Source organism: Hymenobacter sp. B81 (assembly GCF_044628455.1).
In the GTDB taxonomy this organism is placed as follows: domain Bacteria; phylum Bacteroidota; class Bacteroidia; order Cytophagales; family Hymenobacteraceae; genus Solirubrum.
On sequence record NZ_JBIYZW010000001.1, the window covers coordinates 1,603,262 to 1,623,984 of the forward strand.

General features: G+C 65.6%; 16 protein-coding genes. 5 read left to right on the top strand and 11 right to left on the bottom strand.

Annotated features, from left to right (window positions below; translation table 11 throughout):
* Window positions 1-240 precede the first annotated feature (240 nt).
* Complete coding sequence (locus ACE191_RS07135) at window positions 241-1,629, top strand: FAD-dependent oxidoreductase (RefSeq protein ID WP_400191499.1); 1,389 nt, start codon at window positions 241-243, stop codon at window positions 1,627-1,629.
* A gap of 192 nt (window positions 1,630-1,821) precedes the next feature.
* Here the strand turns inward: ACE191_RS07135 and ACE191_RS07140 are convergent, their stop codons facing one another.
* Window positions 1,822-2,688: a DUF2911 domain-containing protein gene (locus tag ACE191_RS07140; RefSeq protein ID WP_400191500.1), complete on the bottom strand. Its 867-nt coding sequence runs from the start codon at window positions 2,686-2,688 to the stop codon at window positions 1,822-1,824.
* Window positions 2,689-3,127: 439 nt separating this feature from the next.
* Between ACE191_RS07140 and ACE191_RS07145 the strand changes: the two genes are divergently transcribed.
* Entirely contained in the window at window positions 3,128-4,462 is a 1,335-nt protein-coding gene (locus tag ACE191_RS07145) for an aspartate kinase (RefSeq protein WP_400191501.1), read from the top strand.
* A gap of 19 nt (window positions 4,463-4,481) precedes the next feature.
* Entirely contained in the window at window positions 4,482-5,627 is a 1,146-nt protein-coding gene (gene lysA, locus ACE191_RS07150; RefSeq protein WP_400191502.1) for a diaminopimelate decarboxylase, read from the top strand.
* 89 nt (window positions 5,628-5,716) lie between these two features.
* Here lysA and ACE191_RS07155 read toward each other — a convergent pair whose 3' ends face one another.
* Window positions 5,717-7,387 carry an ArnT family glycosyltransferase gene (locus ACE191_RS07155; protein WP_400191503.1) on the bottom strand — a complete coding sequence of 557 codons (1,671 nt, stop codon included), beginning with the start codon at window positions 7,385-7,387 and terminating at the stop codon, window positions 5,717-5,719.
* A 108-nt stretch (window positions 7,388-7,495) separates the two neighbouring features.
* Here ACE191_RS07155 and ACE191_RS07160 point away from each other — a divergent pair, with 108 nt between their 5' ends.
* Complete coding sequence (locus ACE191_RS07160) at window positions 7,496-8,989, top strand: SDR family oxidoreductase (protein ID WP_400191504.1); 1,494 nt, start codon at window positions 7,496-7,498, stop codon at window positions 8,987-8,989.
* A gap of 13 nt (window positions 8,990-9,002) precedes the next feature.
* Here the strand turns inward: ACE191_RS07160 and ACE191_RS07165 are convergent, their stop codons facing one another.
* From ACE191_RS07165 to ACE191_RS07185, 5 genes are all read right to left on the bottom strand, one after another.
* Window positions 9,003-9,227 (bottom strand): DUF2905 domain-containing protein, encoded by a 225-nt coding sequence (locus ACE191_RS07165; RefSeq protein ID WP_400191505.1) that lies wholly within the window; start codon window positions 9,225-9,227, stop codon window positions 9,003-9,005.
* Between the two features lie 5 nt (window positions 9,228-9,232).
* Window positions 9,233-10,303, bottom strand: coding sequence for a hypothetical protein (locus tag ACE191_RS07170; protein WP_400191506.1), 1,071 nt, complete (start codon window positions 10,301-10,303; stop codon window positions 9,233-9,235).
* A 13-nt stretch (window positions 10,304-10,316) separates the two neighbouring features.
* Window positions 10,317-11,213: a hypothetical protein gene (locus tag ACE191_RS07175; protein WP_400191507.1), complete on the bottom strand. Its 897-nt coding sequence runs from the start codon at window positions 11,211-11,213 to the stop codon at window positions 10,317-10,319.
* A gap of 17 nt (window positions 11,214-11,230) precedes the next feature.
* Window positions 11,231-13,837, bottom strand: coding sequence for a DNA topoisomerase 3 (locus tag ACE191_RS07180; RefSeq protein WP_400191508.1), 2,607 nt, complete (start codon window positions 13,835-13,837; stop codon window positions 11,231-11,233).
* A 91-nt stretch (window positions 13,838-13,928) separates the two neighbouring features.
* Window positions 13,929-14,483, bottom strand: a complete 555-nt coding sequence (locus ACE191_RS07185; protein WP_400191509.1) for a hypothetical protein — start codon at window positions 14,481-14,483, stop codon at window positions 13,929-13,931.
* Window positions 14,484-14,703: 220 nt separating this feature from the next.
* On the opposite strand from ACE191_RS07185, the gene ACE191_RS07190 reads away from it, so the two are divergent.
* Window positions 14,704-15,498 (top strand): alpha/beta fold hydrolase, encoded by a 795-nt coding sequence (locus tag ACE191_RS07190; RefSeq protein ID WP_400191510.1) that lies wholly within the window; start codon window positions 14,704-14,706, stop codon window positions 15,496-15,498.
* A 92-nt stretch (window positions 15,499-15,590) separates the two neighbouring features.
* On the opposite strand, the gene ACE191_RS07195 is transcribed toward ACE191_RS07190, so the two are convergent.
* From ACE191_RS07195 to ACE191_RS07210, 4 genes are all read right to left on the bottom strand, one after another.
* The gene (locus ACE191_RS07195; protein ID WP_400191511.1) at window positions 15,591-16,484 is read right to left on the bottom strand and encodes a hypothetical protein; all 894 of its coding nucleotides are present in this window, start codon (window positions 16,482-16,484) and stop codon (window positions 15,591-15,593) included.
* Between the two features lie 212 nt (window positions 16,485-16,696).
* Window positions 16,697-17,416 carry a carbonic anhydrase gene (locus ACE191_RS07200; protein ID WP_400191512.1) on the bottom strand — a complete coding sequence of 240 codons (720 nt, stop codon included), beginning with the start codon at window positions 17,414-17,416 and terminating at the stop codon, window positions 16,697-16,699.
* Between the two features lie 54 nt (window positions 17,417-17,470).
* On the bottom strand, window positions 17,471-19,099 hold the full coding sequence (locus ACE191_RS07205; RefSeq protein WP_400191513.1) for a SulP family inorganic anion transporter: 1,629 nt from the start codon (window positions 19,097-19,099) through the stop codon (window positions 17,471-17,473).
* A gap of 144 nt (window positions 19,100-19,243) precedes the next feature.
* Window positions 19,244-20,629 (bottom strand): ATP-binding protein, encoded by a 1,386-nt coding sequence (locus ACE191_RS07210; protein ID WP_400191514.1) that lies wholly within the window; start codon window positions 20,627-20,629, stop codon window positions 19,244-19,246.
* Between the last annotated feature and the right edge of the window lie 94 nt (window positions 20,630-20,723).

A 20,723-nucleotide genomic window follows, 5' to 3' on the forward strand; every position in this document is an offset into this window, starting at 1 on the left:
CAGTAACTATTCTTCTGAGTCCGCTGCGCAGGGCCCGGTCCCGCCGGAACTACCACGTTCCGGCGGGACCGGGCCCTGCGCGCTACGGTGCGGGATATGCGCCGGGCCGGCGCGGCCGGCGTTACCGGCCAACTTCGGTAAGTTGAGGCCGCATAACTAATGTTGCGCCGAAGTCAACTTCAGTGGCGACCAGACTGGCGCACCGGCCGCGGCGTTGCCTGTACATAACCATTCTACCCAATGAAGCGACGCCTCCTTTACGGGGTTTTCCTGGCGGTGCTGGTGCTGGGCGCGGTGCTGCTGCGGCCTGCCAGCACCCTGGTGCAGGCCCTGCGCCACGACGCCCACGACCTGCCTACCGACGCGCCCGGCTACGCCAACGACGTGAGCCGGCTCAACCAAACGCGCGTGCAGGCCATCGTGCCCGTAGCGGCCGACTCGGCCCGGGCGGTGGCGCAGCTGCAGCACCTGCTGATTGAAGCCCGGCAACGGAAGCTGCCCGTATCCATTGCCGGGGCGCGCCACAGCATGGGCGGTCATACCATTGCCCCCGGCGGCATCCAGGTCGATATGCGCCCCTTCCGGCACATGCGCCTCGACACCGCTACTGGCACGCTTACGGTGGGGGCCGGCGCGCTGTGGTCGGACGTGATTCCCTACCTGAACCGCTACGGCCGCGCCATCCACACCATGCAGTCGGACAACGCCTTTTCGGTGGGCGGCTCGCTGAGCGTGAACTGCCACGGCTGGCAGCACAACGCCCCGCCCATTGCCGCCACGGTGCAGTCGTTTCAGCTGCTCCTGGCCAATGGCACGGTGGTGCGCTGCAGCCGGCAGCAGCACGCCGAGCTGTTTGGGCTGGCGCTGGGCGGCTACGGGCTGTTTGGCATCATCCTGAATGTAGAACTGCGCACCGTACCCAACGAGGTATACGCCTACCGCCGGGTGCTGGTGGCCGCCGCCGATTACACCACTGCCTACCGCCAGCACGTCGACCGCAACCCGCGGGCGCGCATGGTTTATGGCCGGCTGAACGTGAGTGCCGAGCGGTTTTTGCAGGACGCCAGCCTGAACTACTTTGAGTTCCGGCGGCCGGCCGCACCCGGACTGGCCCTCGAAGCGCCGGCCCTGGCGGCGGTGAAGCGGGCAGTATTTCTGGGCTCCAAGGAAGACGACTACGGCAAGGCCCTGCGCTGGAATGCCGAGCAGCTGTTTTCGCGCCTGACCGTGGGCACCGAAGTCGCGCGCAACCAGATCATGAACGAAAGCCCGGCGCTGTACCTCAACCAGTCGGCCCGGCGCACCGACGTGCTGCACGAGTACTTTATTCCGCGGCGGCAGTTTGCGGGCTTCGTGCGCCGGCTGCAGGCCATCGTGCCCCGGCACCACCTCAACCTGCTCAACGTCACCATCCGCAACGTGTACCCTGACCAGGACGCCCTCCTACGCTACGCTGACGAGGAAATGTTTGCCTTCGTGATGTTCTTCGACCAGCCCGTAGACGCGGCCGCCGACCAGCGGATGGCGGCCCTGACCCGGGAGCTAATTGACGCGGCCGACCAGCTGGGCGGCACCTACTACCTGCCCTACCGCCTGCACGCCAGCGCCGAGCAGTTTCGCCGGGCCTAACCTATGGCCGATGACTTCTTCCGGCACAAACTCCGGCACGACCCCGAAGAACGGTTTCAGAACTACTTCTACCAGCGCTACAAACCGCAGCTGGCCGCTACGGCGGCGGTTCAGTAGCCGCACGAAAAAACCGCCCGGTACCTTTGGCAGCGGCCAAGGGTAGCGGGCGGTTTGGTTTGCAGCAGCGGAGCGTTACTTCTTGCCCAACTCGGCCAGCAGCTGCTGGTTGAGGCGGATGTACTCGTCCTTTACCGGCTGGTTGGTTTCGGCCTTCACCAGCTCCAACGACTGCTGGCTGGCGGCTACGGCTTCGGCCGGGCGCTTGGCCTTCTGCAGCATCTTGGCCTTCCAGTACTGGAAGTAGTAGCTCTTGGGCTCCAGCCTGATGGCCTCGTCCATCCACTTCACGGCCTGGTTCAGGTCTTTGCCGGTGCTGTAGTAGTACTGGGCGGCCTCGAAGTACGGCTTCTTGTCGCCCTGCATGGCCTGCTGAATCTGGCTGAGCACCCGCGCGTCGGCGTCGGCGGTGATGGGCACGCTCAGTTGGGTTTTGTCCCAGCGCATCACCAGGTCGGCGGCTTCGGGCTGCAGGTTTTCCAGGGTCAGCGAAAACGTTTCGACGGCCGTGGCCAGGGCGGTGGGCTTCACCTTCACGCGCAGCAAATCGAGGGCGGGCTTGTAGTCGTAGGCGCCCCACTGTGAGGTGTCCTTGTTCAGAATCACGGTCCACTCCTTGGCGTCGGGAATGGTGAACAGGGCGTAGGTACCGGCGGGTACTACCTGGCCGGCCAGCTTCACCTCTTCGCCGAACTTGATGCGGGTCGACGAGTTGGCGCCGGTGCGCCACACCTTGCCGTAGGGCTCGAGCTTGCCGAACACCTCGCGCCCGCGCTTGGAGGGGCGCGAGTACTTCAGGTCGATGTAGGTGGTGGAAAAGGCCTGCCGCAAGTGCACGGCGGGGCTCATGGCGGGCAAGCTCAGCTGCTGGGCCCGGGCCGCGGGCAGGGCCGGGCCCAGCAGGCAGGCCGCGAAGAGAAGGAGAACGGGGAAACGTTTCATGCGGGCAAATAACGAAAGCAAACCAGCAGCGGCAACGCCCCGGCCCGCCGATTATTGCCTGCCCCCGCGGCGCGGTTTTTCGGCCGGCGAACTGGATTTTGGCCGATTATGTCCGTACTTGCGGCCGCAAAAGCCCGGGCCCCGCCTGTTCTTGCGGCTTTCTGCCTGACGACAACGATGTTGAACCTGCTTTTCTCCTCTACCTGCTTTCCCGCCGCCCCGCGCTGTTCGGCGCTGGTCGAGGTGTGCTTGTCGGGGAAGAAATGCAAGGGCGCTAAACGGGTGAAACACGCCCGCCCCTGACCGTCGCCTTCTGTTTGGTTTTTTGCCTTCACGAGTCAGCGCCGGTCTTCCAACCGGCGCTTTTTTCTTGCGTTTCACTTAAGCTGTCGGCCCCTCGGGTTCGGCCCCGCAGTTGACTACTTCCGCTTCTTCTTCCATGATCGTTCTCAAGTTCGGCGGCACGTCCGTCGGGTCGGCCGCGCGCATGCGCGCGGTGGCCGAGCTGATTCAGGCCCCCGCCGAGCCCCGCATCGTGGTGCTCTCGGCCATGGCCGGCACCACCAACGCCCTGGTCGACATTGCCCGCCTGCTCTACGAGGGCGAGCTGACAGCGGCCTCGGCCCGCATCGAAATTCTGCGCCAGCAGTACCACATGGTGGCCCGCGAGCTGCTGACCGAGGCCGCCGTGCCCGAGGCCCTGCGCCTGCTCGACGAGTCGTTCAAAACCCTGTTCAACCTCACCCGCACCCCGCTCTCGGCCGCGGGCGAGCGGGTGATTCTGGCCCAGGGCGAGCTGCTGAGCACCTTGCTGTTTCACCGCTACCTCACCGCCATGCTGGGCCGGGAGGCCGTGCTGCTGCCCGCGCTGGAGTTCATGCGCCTCGACGCCGACGACGAGCCCGATGCGGCCTTTATCCGCGAGCAGCTCGGCGCCCAGCTGGCCCGGCACGCGGGGCAGCAGCTGTTCATCACGCAGGGCTACATCTGCCGCAACGCGCAGGGGCAGGTGGACAACCTCAAGCGCGGGGGCTCAGACTACTCGGCTTCCTTGATCGGGGCGGCGGTGCGGGCGCAGGAAATCCAGATCTGGACCGACATCGACGGGCTGCACAACAACGACCCGCGCGTGGTGGAGGGCACCTACCCCATCCGGGAGCTGTCGTTCGACGAGGCGGCCGAGCTGGCCTACTTCGGGGCCAAGATCCTGCACCCGAGCTCGGTGCTGCCCGCCCGCGAGCACGGCATTCCGGTGCGCCTGCTGAACACGCTCCAGCCCCAGGCCCCGGGCACGCTCATCTCCGCCCGCACCGGCCACGACGCCATCAAGGCCGTGGCCGCCAAGGACGGGCTCACCGCCCTCAAGGTCAAGAGCAGCCGCATGCTGCTGGCCCACGGCTTTCTGCGGGCGCTGTTTGAGGTATTTGAGCGGCACCGCACGTCGATTGATATGATTACCACCTCGGAAGTAGCCGTGTCGCTCACCATCGACGACGCCACCCACCTGCCCGCCATCCTCGACGAGCTGCGCCGCATCGGCGAGGTGGAGGTCGACGAGCAGCAAACCATCATCTGCCTGGTGGGCAACCTGATTCAGAACACCCACGGCGCCGCGCGGCAGGTGTTCGACGCGCTGCAGGACATTCCTCTGCGCATGATCAGCTACGGCGGCTCGCCCAATAACATCAGCCTGCTCATTCACACCGCCGACAAAACCCGCGCCCTGCACGCTCTCAACGAAGGCTTGTTCCGCCGCGCCGCCGCTACCTTGTAGCGCCTTATTGCTCGTACCCATGCCCCTACACTTACCGCCGGACCTTGATGCCCGGCCCACGCCCTTCTACTTATACGACCTGGATTTGCTGCGCCGGACCCTGCAGGCCGCGCAGCAGGCCGCCCGCCCGCGCGCCATTCAGGTGCACTACGCGCTGAAAGCCAACGCCAACCAACCCATTATGGACCTGGTGCGCGAGTATGGCCTGGGAGCCGACTGCGTGAGCGGCAACGAGGTGCAGTGCGCCCTCGATGCGGGCTTCGCGCCCGCGCACGTGGTGTTTGCCGGCGTGGGCAAGTCCGACGCGGAAATCAACCGGGCCCTGGCCGCCGACATCTGGTGCTTTAACGTGGAGTCGGCGCCCGAGCTGCTGGTGCTCAACGAGCTGGCCGGCCGGCAGGGCCGCCGGGCCCGGGTGGCCCTGCGCCTGAACCCCAACGTGGACGCGCGCACCCACCACTACATCACCACCGGCCTCGAAGCCAACAAGTTCGGCATTGGGCTGGGCGAGCTGGCGGGCGTGGTGGAGCTGCTGCCCACGCTGCCCCACGTGGAGCTGGTGGGCCTGCACGTGCACATCGGCTCGCAGATAACCGATTTGGCCGTGTTTGAGACGCTGTGCCACCGCGTGAACGAATTGCAGCAGTGGTTTGAGCACCGCGGCCTGGCGTTGCCCCACCTCAACGTGGGCGGCGGCCTGGGCGTGGACTACGAGCAGCCCGACGAACAGCTGGTTCCGGATTTTGAAGCCTACTTCAGCTTGTTTGAGCGGTATTTGCAGCGGCGGCCAGGCCAGCAGGTGCACGTGGAGCTGGGCCGCTCCCTGGTTGCCCAGTGCGGCACGCTGGTGAGCCGGGTGCTGTACGTGAAAGAAAGCCAGCAGACGCGCTTCGCCATTCTCGACGCGGGCATGACCGAGCTGATTCGGCCGGCCTTGTACCAGAGTTACCACCGCATCGAAAACCTGAGCAGCCAGGCCCCGGCGCAGCTCTACGACGTGGTGGGCCCCATCTGCGAGTCGTCGGACACCTTTGGCCGGCAGGTGAGTTTGCCCGAAACCCGCCGCGGCGACTTGGTGGTGCTGCGCACGGCCGGCGCCTACGGGCAGGTAATGGCCTCGCGCTACAACCTGCGCGATGAAGCTCCGGCCGTGTACGTGGGCTAGCCTGGGCAGCGGTCGGGTGCGAGGAAGAACGGCGGCCGGACGCGGCGCCTCCGCCGCGAAAGTCCCGGCGCGGGGGCAGTCGGGCGGGGCTACCAGCCGGTATAGTAGATGCGCCAGCGGCCCAGGTGCTCGTGCTGCATCAGGCCCTGCACCAGCCACTGGCGGTCGGTCGGCAACTGGTCTTTCACCAGGATGACGGGGCGCTGGCGCAGCAGCGGGCCCAGCACGAGGGTGTCGGCGGGGTCGTTGAGGTTGACCCAGTAGCGGCGCCATTGGTCGTCGTGCTCGAACTGGGTTTCGCGGCGCAGGTTGTCGTCGCCGGCGTTCAGGGTCACGGGCAGGCGCTGCAGCTCAAAGGCCAGCGAGGGCAGCATTTCGTCGTAGACCAGCACCGGGCGCCGGTCCAGGCCCAGCTCGCGCAGGCGCTGGGCAACCGGGCGCAGGCTGCCCACGGCTGGCTCGGCCTGGCGCAGCACCGCCTTCAGCCCCAGCACCAGGGCGGCCGTGTAGAGGGCCGTGAGCAGCAGCAAGCGGGGCGCGATGCGCACTTCGTCCCAGAAAATGTGGGTGAGAATGATGACCACCAGCCCCGTCGCGGGCCAGGCCAGGGTAGCGGGCCGAACCTCCAGCCCGTAGGCCGGGCCAAAAACGGGCAGCAGGCACAGGCCACCCAGCACCAGCCCAAACAGCGCCACGAAGCCCACGTACCAGCGCAGCAGCACGGCATCGGTGCGGCGGCCCAGCAGCTCTACCGTGAGCAGGGCCACGCCGGGAAAGACGGGCAGCACGTAGAACAGCAGCTTGGAGCTGGAAAAGGAAAAGAACAGCAGCGGCAGCAGTACCCAGCACAAGAGCACCATCTGCCAGCGCCGCCCCAGTCCGCGCCAGCCCGTGCGCCCCAGCTCCACCAGCAGCGGCCCCGACCACGGCAGACTCCCCAGCGGGACCAGCACGAGGTAGTACCACCAGGGCTTGTCGCGCTTGAAGGCCAGGGCATTGGCGTAGCGGTCGACCAGGTGCTTGAACAGGAAATAGTCGCGGAAGGCGGGGTTTTCGGCCAGCAGCGCCAGGTACCAGCTCAGCCCGGTCAGCCCAAACACCCCGCCCGCCAGCAGGTGGTGCGGGCTCCAGGGCCGGCGCGGGGCGGTGGGCGTCAGGTGCAGGCTCAGCACGGCCAGCAGCGGCAGCACCAGCGTAACGGGCCCCTTGGTGAGCAAGCCCAGGCCCAGCGCCAGCCAGCCCAGGTACAGCCAGGGGGCCGCGGGCTTTTCGCGGGGTGTGTGGTGGTAGCGCACGAAGGCGTAGGTGGCCAGCAGCTCCAGGGTAATCAGGTAGCCGTCGGTGGTCACGTTCAGGGCCGCGGCCAGCACCACCGGCAGGCTGCCGTAGACCACCGCCGCGGCCAGGGCCCGGCGCCGGTCGGGCCCAAAGTACAGCAGCCCCAGCCCGTACACCAAGGCTACCTGCCCCAGCAAGGCCAGTACCGGCAGCACCCGCACGGCGGCGGCGCCGTGGCCGAACACGGCCAGGCCGGCGGCCGTGAGCCAGTAGGTAAGCGGGGGCTTGTGGTAGTGCTGAATGCCCAGCAGGCGCGGGTGCCACCAGTCGCCGCCAGCCAGCATCTCGCGGCCGATTTCGGCGTAGCGGGCCTCGCTGGTTTCGAGCACGCCCCAGCCTCCCAGGTTGAGCAGCAGAACGGCGGCCAGCAGCAGCAACCACAGCAGCAGCCACTTGTGCGCAGACAGAAATGAAAAGTGCATAAGCGGGATAAGGCGGTAAAAATAGGCCAAAACCCGGGTGGCAGCCAACCTTACCCCGCGGCCGGCGGTTGGTCCTTCGGCGGAGCTTCCCACCTGCCCGTCGGCCTTATGCGCATCCTCCTCACCGGCGCCACCGGCTACATTGGTCAGCGCCTGCTGCCCCTGCTGGTGCAGGCCGGCCACGCCGTCACCTGCCTGGTGCGCGACCCGCGCCGCTTCGAGCTGCCCGCCGACCTGGCGGACCGGGTGCGGGTGGTGGCCGCCGACCTGCGCCAGCCCGAGTCCTTGCGCGAGCTGCCCACCGACTTCGACGCGGCCTACTACCTGGTGCACTCAATGAGCACCAACGGCCGCGACTTTGCCGCCGCCGAGCAGCAGTCGGCCCGCAACTTCGTGGCCTTGCTCGACCGCACGCCGGTGCGGCAGGTTATCTACCTATCGGGCCTGGCCAACGACGCCGACCTCTCGCACCATCTTCGCTCGCGGCAGGGCGTGGAAACCGAGCTGGGCCGTGCCGCCCGCGCCCGCCTGACCGTGCTGCGGGCCAGCATCATCATCGGCTCGGGCTCGGCCTCGTTTGAAATCATCCGCGACCTGGTGGAAAAGCTGCCGGTCATGATCGGGCCGCGCTGGCTGAACTCGCGCTGCCAGCCCATTGGCGTACGCGACGTGATGCACTACCTCACCCAGGTGCTGGGCCGGGCTGAATGCCTGGGGCAGACCTACGACATCGGTGGGCCCGACGTGCTGACGTACCGGCAGATGCTAGCGGGCTTTGCCCGCCAACGCAGCTTCCGGCGGCGCATCATCACCGTACCGGTGCTCACGCCGCGGCTGTCGTCGTGGTGGCTGTTTCTGGTTACGCGCACCTCGTTTTCGCTGGCCCAGAACCTGGTCGACTCGCTGCGCAACGACTCGGTGGCCGACCCCGCGCACAGCATCGAGGCGGCCGTGCCGCACCGCTGCATGAGCTACGCCGCAGCCCTGCAGTTGGCCTTTCAGCGCATCGAGCAAAACGAGGTGGTCAGCAGTTGGAAAGACGCCGTGAGCAGCGGCGTGGCCGACCGCCACTACATGGACTACGTGCAGATTCCCCAGCACGGCATGTTCTTCGACCGCCAACACCTGCGCTTTACGCGCCCCCCGGGGGAAGTGCTCGACAACATCTGGCGCATTGGCGGGCGGCGCGGCTGGTACAAGGTCGACTGGCTGTGGCGGCTGCGCGGGGTGCTCGACAAGCTGGTGGGCGGCGTGGGTTTGCGCCGTGGCCGCCGCTCCCCTACTGACCTGCGGGCTGGCGACTCGCTGGATTTCTGGCGCGTGCTGGTAGCCGACCGTGCGGCCCGGCGACTGCTGCTCTACGCCGAAATGAAGCTCCCCGGCGAGGCCTGGCTGCAGTTCCGCATCGTGGGCAACGACGACGGCTCGCACACGCTGGAGCAGTTGGCCGCCTTCCGCCCGCGCGGGCTGGCCGGGCGCCTGTATTGGTACGCGCTGGTGCCCTTCCACTTCGTCATCTTCAAGGGCATGGTGGAGAACATCGGGCAGTACGGCGACCAGACCGCAACTCCGGTACGGCCTCAGCGTGCCAGCACCGGATGAATAGCTCCGGGGGCTACAGCCGACGCCAAAGCCACAGCACCGCGCTCAACAGCAAGCTCACCAGCAGCATCGACGCCAGGGGCAGGTAGAAGCGGAAGCCCGGCCGCTCAATGCGGATGTCGCCGGGCAGGCGGCCAAACCAGCTCAGCCAGCTGCCGCCGCCCAGCCAGATAATGCCGCCCAGCAAAGCCAGGCCAAGGCCGATGAGCACGAGCAGTTTGCCGAGTTGGGGAGGCATAGTAGTTAGGGTTTGAGGCGTTGCCAGCGCTGGGTTTTGCGTAGCTCAGCCAGCAACGTGTACAACCTGGCCAGACCGAAGGTGCCGTTCTCGCCCGCATCGGACACCCTGACGCACCGGCCGTCCCGATAGGCTAGCGTCAGCGTAGCATGGGGAACGTGGTTGACCGATGCTTGGTAGTACGGCTTTAGTTGAGCGGCATCCAGGTAGCTCAACAACGTATTGATTTCGGCCATTTTCGCTTCGGTAACCCGGGTAGTCAGGTCTTCACAGATGGTTGGGCCTTCTACCTTCAGTACCGGCCCTTCACATGCCCGATAAGTTGCCGCTCTGTTGGCTTTTAGCACCAGCTTGAAGGTTAGATAGTCGTCGTAGGCAAAATCGTATTTATAGCTAAGGCTGTCGAGCGGCCCATCCTGGCCGGGCCGCGGGTTGTACTCGATAAAGCCTCCGAAACGGTAAGTGAGCAGGAACGACTGTGCATCCCGGAGGCTATCAACCGTAATAATTGGCGGGTCAAAGTCCTGATACTGCAGCAGCGGCTGGCCCTGCCGATACACCACGCGGGCTATCGGTGCGTACCGCTCGTAGTCGCGACCCAGATTATCCAGCACCAGCGAATCACCCATGTCCAGCAGGCAAACTACCGCACCGGTTTGCGGATAAGGGGCGCCTGAATTAAACACGCCGGTCACTACCAGATCAGGGCGGCAATTGCCATCCAAATCGGCCCGCTCCCAGGCGCGTACGCCCGCCTTGCGGTAGCGCCATGCCACCCGAGGGTCGAGCAGGCGCATCGCCGTATCAACGGTAAAGCGCTTGTGGTTATAGGTAGAGTCTACCGATGCCAGCAGTTGCTGTACCTGCGCCGACGTGCGCAAAGCCGCAATTCTTGATTGCTTCGGTGGAGCGAGAAGTACAGAGTCGGAGGTGACTACGGCCGACGGCGCATTCTGCGGCGCAGAGTCGGGCCGACAGGCGCTCAGCAGCAGGCCCGCAATGCAAGGAAAGGCTCGATACCAAACCGCAGCAGTAGCAAGCCGAGTTGTTCGTGCGCACAGCCAAGAGGATTTCACGGTTACGCAAGCCTTATTGCTGCACCTCCTGCCAGTGCAGAGACTCACGCAAGGCCAGTATTTTCTCATAAAGCAGCTCCAGCCCCATTGAGCCTTCGCCGCCGTCGTCGTCTATTTGCTTGAAGCTGCCCTCGTAGGCCACCGTCAGATAATAATTCGCGTGATGGTTACCGCTCCGGGTATACGACGAGCGTTGGCGGGCTACTCCTGCATAGTTGACCAAGCCGTTCAAGGCTTCAAATTCCTCCTTTGCCAGCATAGCCACGCGGTTCTTTACCACGCCATCGGTTTCCTCGCGGCAAACGACAAAGCCGGAACGGGTGATGGTCAGATCGACTTTCGTTGTGCTATGATACGACATAAAGTAAGTCAGGGCCACACTTTCAACCCGATGGACGGCCGGCCGAGCGTTGTGCTCTAGCAGCCCACCGTGCTTGTAAACCAACCGGTAGTGCCTGGACGGCCCCAGCGCGCCGCCGAACCGACGCGCATAGGATTTAGCCTCTATCAGCCTAGTGCCCCCTTCATTGGCAACGACGGGAAGAAAGCAGTACTTACTGCCGGAATTGACCCTCCGGACGTGGTATTTGTCACTGCCAAACGCCATAACCAGCAGTACTTCCTGCCGGTTGTCGTCGCCGATTGCCAGCAGATCGGTGTGGCCGTTGCCGTCGAAGTCCGCTTTTACCCACGGCTGCACACTCCGCTTGCGCGCCTGGCATTTGCAGGCCCGATTGCGAATAGACAAGGTATCTGAAACAGTAACGCGGGAAAACTGCCCCGCCGTATCGGCGCCGTGAATCAACTCTTCCACCGCCTGCGCGGTGCTGATGCCGTCTATCCGGTTGCCACCAGGCTGCTGCGCGAGGCTGCTGCGGGCCACCGCGCACAGCGCCAGCAGCGCGAACAACCAGGTAGCCGGGCTTCTCACGCTTTCTGCTCAAACACAAACTTTACCTCGCCCTCGGCGCTGATTTCCAGGGCGGCCTCAAACTTTTGCCCCGTGCGCTGGGAGGTGAAGCCGCGGATGACGTCGGACTTGCCGCGGCGCAGCAGCTTGGCCACCTGCGCATCGGTGAGGGGGCGGCCGCAGAGCTCCAGGGGCACGCGGAACTGGCAGTCTTCGCGGAAGCGCGAGCAGCCCCAGGCGGTTTTGCCCTTGAGCATGGTGCCCAGCCGGCACACCGGGCAGGGAATCTGCTGAGGCTTGTCGTCGGTGGCGGGCTTGCTTTCGGCGGCGCGCAGCAGCTCGGGCTGGTGCTGGGCGTTCAGACCAATGGCCGCGTCGAACTTGGCGCCCAGGTCGTCGATGAAGCCCTTCATCACCGGGGTGCGGCCCTTGCTGAGCAGGGCTTTCACTTGCGGGTCGGTGAGCTTCTTGCCCTCGACCACCGGCGCAAGGCGAAACGCGCAGCCCTCTTTCCAGCGCGAGCAGCCCAGGGCGGTTTTGCCGCGCAGCACGTGGCCCTGCTGGCAGGCCGGGCAGAGGCCCAGGGCACCCTCGGGTAGAGGGCCGGCCGGCGCGGTGGGCTTGGCCGGGGCCGGTTTGCTGCCGCCATTTTTGCCGGCGGTAGCAGCTACCTCGGCGGGGGTGGGCGGCGGGGCCGTCATGCGGGCGCGGTCCTGCTTGACTTCCAGCACCATCTCGCGCACCAGCGCCTTCAGCTCGTCCAGAAACACGTCGGGCTCCAGGTTGCCGCCCTCAATCTGGCGCAGCTTCCGCTCCCACTGCCCCGTCAGCTCGGCCGATTTCAGGGTAGGGTTGCGAATCAGGCCGATCAGCTCGACGCCGGTCTGGGTGGGCACGATGCGCTTCTTCTCGCGCTGAATGTAGCCGCGCTTGAACAGGGTCTCGATGATGGCCGCGCGGGTGGAGGGCCGGCCAATGCCGTTTTCCTTCATGGCCTGGCGCAGCTCCTCGTCGTCCACATTGCGGCCGGCGGTTTCCATGCCGCGCAGCAGCATGGCCTCGGTGTACTCGCGCGGGGGCTGGGTTACTTTCTGGTCGAGGCGCGGCTTGTGCGGGCCGCTTTCGCCTTTCTCAAACGCGGGCAGCACGGTGCTCACCACGTCGTCGTCGCCCTCGCCGGGCTTAGCGGTGCTGGGGGCCTGCTGCTGGGTGGGGTCGCCGTACACCACGCGCCAGCCGGGCGACAGAATCTGGCGGCCGCGCACGCGGAACGGGTGCCCGGCGGCCTCGGCCGTCACGGTGGTGTTCGATACTTCGCAGTCGGGGTAAAACGCGGCCAGAAAGCGGCGCACGATGATGTCGTACACCGCGTGCTCGGTGCCGCCCAGGCCCTGGGCCGCCGCGCCCGTCGGGATGATGGCGTGGTGGTCGGTAACCTTGTTGTTGTTGAAGACCTTGGCCGACTTGCGGATTTTGGCGGCCAGCAGCGGCTGGGTGAGGCTGTGGTAGGCGCTCAAGCCCTGCAGAATACCGGGAATCTTGGGGTACTGGTCGTCGGGCAGGAAGGTGGTGTCGACGCGCGGGTAGCTGACCACCTTCTTCTCGTAGAGGCCCTGCACGGTTTTGAGCGTGTCTTCGGCCGAAAGGCCCAGCTGGTTGTTGCACTGCACCTGCAAGGAGGTTAGGTCGAACAACGCGGGCGGCGACTCCAGGGCCTTCTTGATTTCGACGCCGGTGATGGTGAGCGGCGCATCTTTCACCGCCGCCATAGCCGCATCGGCCTCTTCCTGGCTCACGAAGTAGCCGCGGGCTTTCAGGCGGGCCTTCTCGTCGGGCTCGTCGTCCTCGGCCTTGCCTTTTTTGGGCGGGGCCACGTGGCTGAACATGGTGCCGCGGTACTCGGTGCGCAGCACCCAGTAGGGCTCGGGCTTGAAGTTCTGAATTTCGTGGTAGCGGTCCACCAGCAAAGCCAGCGTGGGCGTTTGCACCCGGCCCAGGCTGAGCACCTGCCCGCGGCCCTGGGCGTACTTGAGCGTGAACAGGCGCGTGGCGTTCAGGCCCAGCAGCCAGTCGCCGATGGCGCGGCTCTTGCCGGCCAGGTACAGGCGGTCGAATTCCTTGCCGTCGCGCAGGTTCTGGAAGCCTTGGCGGATGGCTTCCTCGGTGAGCGAGGAAATCCAGAGGCGCTTGAAGGGCTTGCGGTACTTGGCCTCGGTGAGCACCCAGCGCTGAATCACCTCGCCTTCCTGCCCGGCGTCGCCGCAGTTGATGACCTCGTCGGCCTCGGCCAGCAGGCGCTTGATAGTGTTGAACTGCTTTTTGACGCCCTCGTCCTGCATCAGCTTGATGCCGAACTGCTCGGGCAGCATGGGCAAGTCGTGAATGCTCCAGCGCTTCCACTCGGGCTGGTAGTCCTGGGGCTCCTTCAGGGTGCAGAAGTGGCCGAAGGTCCAGGTAACCTGGTAGCCGTTGCCCTCGAAGTAGCCATCCATGCGCAGGCGGGCGCCGAGCACGTTGGCAATTTCACGGGCGACGCTGGGTTTTTCGGCAATGCAGACTTTCACTTCTCTCGGCTTCTGATTCAGGCCGCCAGCATTGGGCACCGGCAGCCAGGGAATCAACAAAGATAAGCCGGGAAAAAGTCGGTTGGGACGGGCGAAGTTGGGAAAGCGGACTGGCCCTCCGGCCGCCAGCAGCGTAGCGCCCTAGCCCTAGCTACCGCTCCCCGTCGGCGTACCCGCGGGCCAGTTCCCGCTGCAGCTGCTCGATGCCGTGGATGACGCCCGTGAACTCGGCCGCGCCGAACCGCTCCTGGTACTGGCGGTACTGGCGCAGCAGCTTGTCGAGCACCTGCTGGGTTTCGGCGCCGTAGCCCTGCTGGCCCACGCACAGCAGCGCGTCGAAGAGCAGCGCCTTGATGTAGTCGAGCCGCTGCACCGACCAAGCCAGGCACAGGGCCGTGATGACCTCGCGCCGAAAGCCGGGGGCACGCTTCATGCGGCGCTTCCACTCGTTGTGCTGCACCTTGTGGGTCATGTACACCACCGCGTCGTTGTCGCCCTGAAACGCCTTATTGAGCGTGCCCTGGGCCGTGCGCCAGTCCTTGTACTGGGTGGTGAGGTAGGCTACCAGCGGAATCAGCAAAGCCAGCAGCGGCAAATAGCCCTTCGCTGCCTGCAAACCGCCCGGCTCGCTCGCCGCTGGGGCGGCCGCCTGCGCCAGGGCGGGCGAGGCCAGCATCGAAAGCAATAAGGCCGGAATCCGGGTCATACGGGCAGTGGAGAGCTGCCCTTCGGGCGGGGCCACATGCCGGCCCAGCAGCTCTCAGGCCGCGAAGATACGCCCGTCGGCCGGCTTGCGCCGCGCCCGCCCGGCCCCTGACCACTCCCGCCCCGGGGCCGCGAAAAGTGAACGGCAATGGAACGCTTTGCGGGCCAATAATGGTACCTTATACTACTCTTGGTCGAATCAGCTTCCCCAGCCAGTCGCCATGGATGTTCTGAAACGCAACAACGTCACCGTAATGGGCCAGGGCCAGCAGACCCTGGTTCTTGCCCACGGCTTCGGCTGCGACCAGAACATCTGGCGCTTCGTAACCCCGCGTTTTCTGGCCACCCACCGCCTGGTGCTCTACGACCACGTGGGCGCCGGCGGCTCGCAGCTGACGGCCTACAGCCCCTACAAGTACGGGCAGCTGGAAGGCTACGCCGACGACCTGCTCGACATCTGCCGGGCGCTGAACCTCGAGCGCGTGGTGGGCGTGGGCCACTCCGTGGGCGCCATGATTACCATGCTCGCGGCCATGCAGGCGCCCGAGTGCTTCGAGCGGCTGGTGCTGGTTACGCCTTCGCCCTGCTACATCAACGAGCCGGGATACGTGGGCGGCTTCGAGCGGACCGAGCTGGAAGAGCTGCTGAAGCTGATGGATGACGACTACCAGCACTGGACGCAGGTGGTGGCCCCGCTCATCGTGGGCAACCCCGCCCAGCCCGAGCTTTGGGAAGAGCTGGCCGCCAGCTTTTGCCGCACCGACCCCACCATTGCCCGGCAGTTTGCCCGCGTCACCTTCTTGTCGGACAACCGCAGCGACCTGCCGCGCCTGCGCACGCCCTCGCTCATCCTGCAGTGCCGCGACGACCTCATTGCCCCGCCCGAAGTAGGTCACTACCTGCAGCAGCACCTGCGCGGGTCGCAGCTGGTCACGCTCGATGCCACTGGCCACTGCCCCCACCTGAGCGCACCGCTGGCTACCGTAGCGGCGCTGGAAGACTACCTGCTCGACTAAGCACCGCCCCTCATTCCTGAGCCTGCCGCCCGAAGGTGGCGGCGGCCCTGGCAGTACCCGACGCGGCCGGCTGGCTGCGCCGGGCACCGCACTCACAGCTTCAACTGGCGCAGCAGCTCGTCGTTGGTCAGGGAATAATCCGTTAGCTCGCTGCCGTCGCTGTAGGGCGCGGCCACGCGGTAGGCCGGGCGGCTGAAGCGCACGTAGTCGGCATACAGGGCCAGGTCGGGCTGGCCGTTGGTGACCACGGTGGTGTTGAAGCGCTGCGGGTCGTTGTGCAGCGGCCGGGCCGAGTTCCAGTCGGTGTAGGCGTTCAGACCCACCTGCAGGGTACGGGGCAGGTCGCGGCGGTGAAACCGCTCGTGCACTTGCCAGGGTTGGCCCTCGTAGCGGTACAGCAGCACGAAGGCCGAGCGCACCCGCAGAATGCCCAGCTCGACCCAGCCCGTTTTAGCCGGCCGCAGCTTCAGGTTGGAGCGGCTGTTCACCGTGCTTTTCGACTCGAACACGAACTGGTTGACGGGCTCGGCCACTCCAGCGGTCAGAAACAGCCAGTTCTCGCCGCCCGGCTGCCAGCTGGCGGGCGTCACGGCCGGGCGGGCCTCGCGCACCATCAGCCCGGCCAGCGACCAGGCCGCCTTGGGCAACTCGGTGGTTTTGCCCGTCACGTGCACGCGCGAAGTCACCAGAAAGTCGCCGGTTACTTCCTGGTAGAGGTAGGTGCCGTGGAAGTCGGCGTACCAGCCGCTGGTGGTGGGCGCCAGGTACAGCTGGCCCCGGGCGGTCTGGTTCACGTCGAGGCGCTGCACCATGCTGGGCCAGCCCTCGGCCTGGTGAAACTGCCGCCAGCGGCTCAGGCTGCCGGCATCGTTGAATTCGTCGCTGAGCGCGGCCAGGTCGTCGGGGGCGTCGGCGGCGGGAGCAAGAGTCGGGGTGGGCAGCCACAGCGCGGCGGCCAGGGCCCACAGGCCAAGGGAAGCAAGCATGAAACGGAGCGTAGAGGTTCGGCTCAGAAGACTACCCAGGCTCCGGGGCGTTGCAGCAGCCGGCATCACACGATGATGTGAGCCTGCCCCAAAACCGAAAAACCTCCGGACCATGGGTGCCGGAGGTTTCGGGGCTGGGTGGGTGAGCTATGAAACCCGCCAAGCCAGGACATTTCGGGGCCTTGCCGCGGCGCGCGGGGCTGGCCGGCGGCTTATTTCGCGGCCGACTTGGGCTGGTGGTTGGTCGACGACTCCGCCAGCGCGGCTTCAACCTCCTGAACGGGCTCCTTGGCCGCCTTGGCGCGCTCGGGGGCGTTCATGGCGTAGATGTGCTGCAGCTGGTCGATGTCCTCGGTCTGCACCTGCAGATCTTTCAGCAGGCCTTCGCGCAGGTCGTATACCAGTCCGTAGAGTTTGGGCGGGTTGGAACCGCGGCGGGCGTTCTGGATGATGTTGGTTTTGGCCAGGTTGCGCACCTGCTCAATCACGTTCAGCTCCACCAGCCGGCGCAGGCGTTGCTCTTCGTCGCTGATGCGCAGCAGCTGCGTCTCGTGCAGGCGAATCACGTCCTTGATGTTGGTCAGCCAGTTGTCGATGAGGCCGAACTGCTTGTCGGAAGCCGCCGCCGCCACGCCGCCGCAGCCGTAGTGGCCCACCACCATCACCACTTCCACTTTCAGTACTTCCACCGCGTACTGCAGCACCGAGAGCATGTTCATGTCGGTGTGCACCACCAGGTTGGCAATGTTGCGGTGCGTGAACATTTCGCCGGGGCCGGTGCCGGTGATGCCGCTGCCGGGTACGCGGGAGTCGGAGCAGCCGATGAACAGGTAGCGCGGCTTCTGCCCGATGGCCAGCTTCTCGAAGTATTGCGGATCCTTGGCAAGCTGCTCTTTTACCCAGCGGCGGTTGCCTTCCATGATTCGTTGCATAGTCTGCAGAAGAGAGAGTAGTGAGGGAAATTGTAAGCGGGTGTCGCGCCGGCCTTAGTGCCCAAGCACTTCTACCTGGGGAATGTTTCGCAGCTCCAGCTCGATGCCGCGCTCCGGGGCCGTCTGGCGGAAGTTCTCAATGGCCTCCAGCACGTCGTAGTCGATCGAAACCGTGTCGGTGCCGTCGAGAATGACGTGGCTGCCGGGCTTAAACCGCTCCAGGGTGGTGGCAATAGCGGCCTTGTTCAGGAACGATACGTGCTCGGAGAGCTTCAGGTGAATGGTGCCGCGCTCGAAGCTGGGCTCGTGGTGGAAGAAAAAGGCCGACTCGGCGTTGGCTTTCAGGATAAAGAACACGGCCAGCACCAGACCCACGCCCACGCCCTTGAGCAGGTCGGTGAACAGGATAACGCCTACCGTCACCACGAAGGGCAGGAACTGCTCCCAGCCCAGCTTCCACTGGGTGCGGTACAGGGCCGGCTTGGTGAGCTTGTAACCCACCATCAGCAGCACGGCCGCCAGCGCCGACAAAGGAATCAGGTTCAGCACCGGGCCCAGGAACAACACCGCCAGCAGCAGCAGAATGCCGTGCCAGAAGGCCGACAGCTTGGTTTGGGCGCCTGAGTTGATGTTGGCCGACGAACGCACGATTACGGCCGTCACCGGCAGGCCGCCCAGCAGACCCGACACCATGTTACCCGCGCCCTGGGCCAGCAGTTCGCGATTGGGCGGCGTATTGCGCTTGTGCGGGTCGAGCTTATCTACAGCCTCCACGCTCAGCAGCGACTCCAGCGAGGCCACAATGGCGATGGTCAAGGCCAGCAGGTACACTTTGGACGAAGCCAGCACCGACCAGTCGGGGAAGGTGAGCAAGCCCAGTACATCCTGCATGCTGCTGATGGTGGGCAGGTTAACCAAATGCGTGTTGGCCACTACCCACTCGGGCTTCACGCTGCGGAACAGCAGGTTGAGCAGGATGGCTACCACCACCACAATCAGGGCGCCGGGAATGAGCTTCAGTACGCGGTTGCGTTGAATAAACTTCCGCTCCCACAGCAGCAGAATCAGCAGCGACACCACCCCAATAGCCAGGGCCCCGGGCAAGAGCTGGGTGAAGGCATAACCGATTTCGGAGAAGGTATTGCGGCCGTCGGCCTGGAAGAAGTTCAGGTCTTCAAAGAAGTCGGAGTCGCCGCCCAGGAAGTGCGGAATCTGCTTCAGAATCAGGATCAGGCCGATGGCGGCCAGCATGCCCCGGATAACCGAGGTGGGAAAATACATGCCGATGACGCCAGCTTTAAGCGCGCCCATGGCCATCTGCAGCAGGCCGGCCAGCACCACGGCTACCAAGAAGCCCTGGTAGGTGCCCATCGAGCTGATACCGCCGAGCACGATGGTGGTCAGGCCGGCGGCGGGGCCGCTCACGCTCAGCGACGAGCCGCTGAGCATGCTCACGACCAGGCCACCCACGATGCCGGCAATCAGACCCGACAGCAAGGGCGCCCCCGAGGCCAGAGAAATGCCCAGGCACAGCGGCAGAGCCACCAGAAATACGACCAAACCGGCCGGCAAATCCTTGGACAGCGAGTCGCGGTACGAAATCTTGGAAGGTTGCAGAGGCGCGGCAGCGACCTTGGGCTTCACCGGCGGCTCGGGCGTCGACACAACAGAGTTATTAGACATAGGGCTTGCTTGGGGTAGAATGAACCGCGAACCGGACCCTAGCCATGATCAGCTTGAGCCCACGCAGGGATACTACGGCGCAAAGCTCCGTCCGTGGCCTTAAGAGGGGGTTAAAAGCGCATTAAAAGCGGGTTAAAACGACTTTCAGGCCTGCCGGGGCAGTTCCAGCATCACCTGGGTGCCCTGCCCCAGCTGGCTGCTCACGTGCACGGCTCCGCCGTGCAGCTCCATAATCTTGTTAGTCAGCGGCAAGCCGATGCCGTGCCCGGGCACCCCCCGGGCATTGTCGGCCCGGAAGAAGGGCACGAACACCTGCAGGCGGTCGGCCTCGGCCATGCCCACACCCCAGTCGCTGACGACCAGCCGTAACCGGCGCGCGTCGGCGCTCAAACTGGCCAGCACCGGGCGCGGGGCGCCGCGGGAAAACTTGCAGGCATTTTCGAGCACGTTGAGCATGGCCACCAACAGCAGCGGCTCGTTGCCCTCGACCACCGGATCCAAGTCGGGGGGCAGCTGGAAATCGAGGTCGATGCGGTAGGTGGGGTGACGGCGGCGCACCTCGTCGTGGGCCTGCAGCAGCAGCTCGTCGAAGCGCAGGCGGGTGAGGGGCACCTGCGAGGGGTCGTCGGAGGCGCGGGCAATCTGCAGCAGGCCGTTGGTGAGGTCCTTCAGCAGGCGGGCCGCGTCGAGGGTGCTTTGCATCACGTGGCGATACTCCTCGGCTTCGCGGGGCTGCAACAGGGCTACCTCCAGCTCGCCAATGAGCACGGTGAGCGGGGTGCGCAGCTCATGGGAGGCGTCGCGCACAAACGTGCGCTGCCCCACGAAAGCCGTTTCCAGCCGGTCGAGCAAGCGGTTGAACGTCATGGCCAGCTGCGACACTTCGTCGTGGCCGTCGGCGCGGGAAAGGCGCCGGTGCAGGTCGGAGGCCGAAATGCGGCTGACCTCGCGCACAATCTGGCGCATGGGCCGCAGAACCTGGTCGGCAAACACCCAGCCTCCCACGCCCGCCAGCACCAATGAAGTGAGCAGGCCCAGCAGCAGAATGCCCCGCAGCGTGCCCAGCATCTGCCGGCTGTCGGTATCCACCGACCACGCCGCTACCAGGAAAGTGCCCCGGCCCGGCACGGTATAGCGCAGCCCCACGGTGTAGGCCCAGTCGCCCTGCTCGCTCACCAGCAGCTCTTCCTGGCGCCCGAACCAGTCGGCCGGCACGCGGCGGGCAGTGGAGAGGCCTTCCCGGAACACCACCTTGCCCTGCGCGTCGTAGATGCGCACTTCTTCGTCGGGCAGGGTGCGGTAGAACTGTCGCAGGTAGCGTTGGTAGGTGCTGCGGTGCCGCTCGTCAGAGCGCGGATGCCCCGCATCGAAGTACACGTGCGCCACCACCAGCGCCCGGTTACGCAGACTGCGCTCGAACACCTCACCGCGGGAGCGGGCCGTGAAAAAATAAATCAGCAGCGAAAACAGCAGCAGAGTAATGGCCACGATGGCCGCGAACTGCAGCGCCAGCCGAAGGCGAATAGACATGCAACGGGCAGTTTGGAAGGGCAGGTGAACTGCCCACAGGGCAGCCGCTGGTCAACCGACCGCAGGCCGGCAAAGTTGGGGAATTGCGGTTGCT